The sequence below is a fragment of the Bradyrhizobium zhengyangense genome (genome assembly GCF_022012435.1).
GTDB classification, from domain to species: domain Bacteria; phylum Pseudomonadota; class Alphaproteobacteria; order Rhizobiales; family Xanthobacteraceae; genus Bradyrhizobium; species Bradyrhizobium zhengyangense.
Genome location: NZ_JAKLUA010000059.1, coordinates 1 through 4,011 on the forward strand (window position 1 = coordinate 1; position 4,011 = coordinate 4,011).

4 protein-coding genes and 1 pseudogene are annotated in these 4,011 nt (G+C 60.7%); 1 reads left to right on the forward strand and 4 read right to left on the reverse strand.

The annotated features are described in order from the left end of the window. The 4 genes and pseudogenes from tnpA to L6637_RS42035 form a co-directional block, all read right to left on the reverse strand. Positions 1-309: IS66-like element accessory protein TnpA (gene tnpA, locus L6637_RS42020; protein WP_237874431.1), on the reverse strand; the 309-nt coding region annotated here is incomplete at its 3' end. Between the two features lie 159 nt (positions 310-468). After that, positions 469-844, reverse strand: a pseudogene (locus L6637_RS42025) (hypothetical protein); the annotation flags it as partial. 526 nt (positions 845-1,370) lie between these two features. Continuing rightward, positions 1,371-1,661, reverse strand: coding sequence for a hypothetical protein (locus L6637_RS42030; protein ID WP_237874428.1), 291 nt, complete (start codon positions 1,659-1,661; stop codon positions 1,371-1,373). Positions 1,662-2,513: 852 nt separating this feature from the next. Next, positions 2,514-3,578 (reverse strand): IS110 family RNA-guided transposase, encoded by a 1,065-nt coding sequence (locus tag L6637_RS42035; RefSeq protein WP_237874429.1) that lies wholly within the window; start codon positions 3,576-3,578, stop codon positions 2,514-2,516. 236 nt (positions 3,579-3,814) lie between these two features. On the opposite strand from L6637_RS42035, the gene L6637_RS42040 reads away from it, so the two are divergent. Next, positions 3,815-4,011, forward strand: a 197-nt coding sequence (locus L6637_RS42040) for a hypothetical protein (protein ID WP_237874430.1), incomplete at its 3' end; no start/stop codon positions are given.

Genomic DNA, 4,011 nt, shown 5'->3' on the forward strand with positions numbered 1-4,011 from the left:
CGATCTCGATGATGCCTTGGCTCTTCTCCGCCGACGCGCCGGCGCCAATGGCACTTCGGCAACCTCCCGCGGCGGCACAGACGGCCCAATCTCGACCGGTACGAACGGCGCTATACTCGCTTCAGCGTGCTTGCAAAGCTCTTTGCGCCACCTGAACAGCTGGCTGACATGAAGGCCTGACGCGCGAGCCACCTCGGAAACACTGGCTCCGGGCTCGAGCGATGCTGCAACAAGCCGTTCCTTCTCGTCCTGCGACCACCGGCGCCGCCGTTCGACCGATGTGATTACCTCCGCCCTCGAAATCGTCATAACGCTTCTCCTAGGATTACCCCTAGGACCTGCAGCGATCACGTTCGTCAAACAAGCGGCCTTCAATGGAGGGATACCGACCAGGAGGGAATGACTGGTCTTCTCCCACTGGTTCCTCTTGTCGAGATAGCCTTCGGGGCCGACAGGACGCCGGCACACCGAACCATAGGTCTCGATGTTCTTGGCTTCACGCGCACACCAGACCGCCATGCCGACCGCCATTGCGATCGAAATAAACGTCCCCGACGCCGCGACGAAGGACCCCTCGACAAAGACCTGGCGTGCATAGGCATCGTAGACAAAGCACCACCAGGAGAAGACGGGCGGATAGTAGACCTTGAAACCCAACAGCTCGAAGCCAGTCCGCGCTAGTTCCGGTTGCCGGACGAGCCGCCAAGCCCTCCACTCGGTTGCTCCCCAGATGGGCAGCAAGACGATCAGATTGACGACGGTTCACTTGTCCCCAAAGGATCTTGGTTCCGGACCTCCCGAACGCGCTGACGCAAAGGGGGCAGTTCCGGAAGGCGTTTGACACCGTGCCGGCCTTCCTGAACCAGACAGCCCGTACGGGCTTCCATGGCGTCGCGGTGTCGCGGCCGAATCCGCCCATGGCAGCGAGCGGCATGGCGTAGGGTTCTACCAGCCCGTCGTCGAGCCAAGTGGCCCTTTGCGGTCACCTGCTCACCAACATCGAGATCGGAACGAGTTGCGAGCACGAAGGTGGGGCGCGATCGCCGGTTTGACCGAAGGGGCAGACCTAAATGATCCCGCCGACGGACGGCACATGCTCGTGGGCTCCGAGCCCGAGCACTCATTCCGCGAGCAAGGCAGATGCAAGCAAGCGTCATCCTCTCAAGGTGTTGAAGGCGGCCAAATCAGGCGCCTGATCCAGGGATCGGAGCTGCGGGGATTTTCTGGGCGAAGATCGATACGCCGGTCGGTGGCCAGCCCGACTTCCTGGTCAAGTCGCGCCCGCCGCTCTGCTGCAGCCTCACTTCAGGGAGTTGCGGATGTTACGCTCCGGCTTTGGCCCCAGCTCGATGGCAATCCAACCGATTTGCTCAGTGTTTGAGCGGGCTCCGGCAGATGTTTTCCCGAGAAAACTTGAGGTCGGCGCCTCCTCTCGACACTACGAACGAGGAGACGGGCTTGAGTGTTGTCTGTGTTCCAGTGATGGACGGCAATCCAATCGGAGATTTTCTTCGCTTGGCGAGGTCGCTCGGAAACGCCTTGAGGTCGGTCATGTCGCCCGCATCCTCGGGAGGACGATGCACCCGACATTGATGATGGCCGTCCATGCAGCCTTCCGCGGACGCCGAGCCATCGGCATGATCGCTATCGGCATCGAACATCAAGGCCTGCCTGCCGCTCCGGGTCACGCCATCTGATGAGCAGCGAGTGGCGCCGAGCGGAACAACAACCCTTGTGACGAACGACACCCACCTTCACCACAAGCCGCGCGTCGAGCTCAAACGGCCGCGACGATCCGGCTACGGCCAAACGCCGCGCGCCCACAGGCCCAAGAACGTCTGCCAGGCGCTGGCTGACCCGAGGTGTGCCCGGCTTTCCTCGCGGCATGTAGCACCTGGTTGATGAAGGCTTTTGGCCTGCGCGTGCAGGTGCTGTGGATGCGCCCGGGCCGAATGTGCAGATCGCTGTGGACAATCCTCAGCCTGCTAAAGTAGCTGCAGTGCCAAGAATGTCGTTGAATGCGTTGTTGAAAATGCAAGGCACGGCACGCGCCCCGACCGAACGGCACGCCAGAACCCAAGCCATGCCAATGGCTTGCCGGTCGACCGGCGAGCCCCTTTTATCTCGCCTTCCTAATCGGGCGTTCAAAGTCAACTCATTCCTACGCTTTTCTTCGACTCGTCGCACTTCAGGCATGACAGACTCCCTGCATCGACAACGCACAAACGTCACAGCACCGCGCTTGCGATTGCATTCACCAGGCGGGGCCCATGCGTTCCTTCGCGTTCAGCACTTAGGCCGTCGCATGCTCTTCACCAGGTTCGTAAACAGGGCTGTCCAAGCAGTTTTGCGCTCTCGTCCCCGAAGGGCGGCAGCAGGCAAGAGATAGCGGACATTCCCCGTTTTGCGGCCCCGCCAGGGGACGCTCACCGCGCGCGCGGATCTCTAATTTCGTTCCTCCTCAACATGCTGGGAGTAATCCCAGCGCCTTCCCGTCCTCGCCTGCGCAGCGGCTACTGCGCCGGCTTTAAGCGCAATCGTTGCGTGATCTTGGCGCCGAGTCCGACGTGGAAATCGGTCTCGCTGACCCACATCCGGTGCAGAATGCATGCAAGCTTCCGTGCGACTGCGGCAATCGCACACAACACGCTCGACCGCCTGGCGATCCGCAGTCCCCAAGCTCGCAACGCCGACCATTTCCTAACCCGTAGCAACAGACTTGCAGCCGCTTCGCATAGCGCTTCCCGCACTGAGATATCGCCCTGTTTGCTGATATGACCTTCAAAATCGATCGACGTACCAGACTGGTGACGCCTCGGTGTCAGCCCAAAATGGGCGCCCACCGTGCGTGACCGGGTAAAGCGATGAGGGTCATCAACGCCAACTTTGAATGACAGGGCAACGACCGAACCCACGCCAGGGACCGTCATTAGACGGCGGCAAATAGGATCATGCTGGACCACCTGCAGGAGCACGCGATGCAGCCGATCGTAGCCCTCGAGGAGTGCCCGGCGCACATCCAGCATGACCTGTATGGACATTACAAAAATCGGGTCGCAGTGCTCGATCAGCTCGCGAATACGAGCCTCAAACGCACCTCGGGCCGCGGCTCCGACAAGCAATCCGTAGGCCCGCAGTGCACCCCGAACGTGGTTCTCGAGGTCGACCAATTTGCGCTTGAGCAGCTTCCGGTTGGTCAGCAATGTGCGCATTTTTTGCATGTCGATATTCTTGACATGGACGGCGCGGTACCAGCCCAACCGCATCATCTGCGCGATGCCACGCGCATCGTTTCGGTCGGTTTTGTTACGCATTGTCGATAGCGAAACGCGCATGTGGCGCGCCTCCACCACAATGATTGGAACCCCGGCTGGCTGCAATTCGCGATACAGCCAGGTGCCAAGCGATGACGCCTCGACCCCGACCCTATCGAGGCGATCCGCGTAGCCCTCTACAGCGGAGCGGATCGCCTCCGGCTCCGTGCTGACCTTAATTTCACGGACCGTGAGACCCTCGCTATCGACGATGCAAACGCTGGTTTCTTCAAGGCCGACGTCCAATCCAACATAGAGTTTCATCGGAGCTCTCCCTTGTGGCAACGACCTTGCAAGTCGTTGCACCAGGCTCCGGATTCGGCCACGGCCGTCTTATCCCCGTGCACCGGTATCTCGAAGCCCGATTTGAAGAGCCGTCTTAATCGGTCGTGTCGTCTCTCTCTTCTCAGCCATTCTCGCTTCCTTTCTCGTCTGCGACAAGCCTCTCTGATCCACGCCATGACACGATGCGCCGCGATGCTCATGAGTCCTGATGCGCCGTGCAGTCTTCCGCGCTCGGCGACGGCACAAACTCGCTGCAGCAAGGCAGCGCGGACGCCGTCGCGGCGCATCTTTCCATCGGTGTGACGGAGCCACATCACAGGCAATCCGGCGCGATCGGTCGGCATCCGAAGATGCATCGTCGCAGGCAAGATAACGTGCGTTCCGTCGTATTTGTGCTGCACCAGTCCTCATC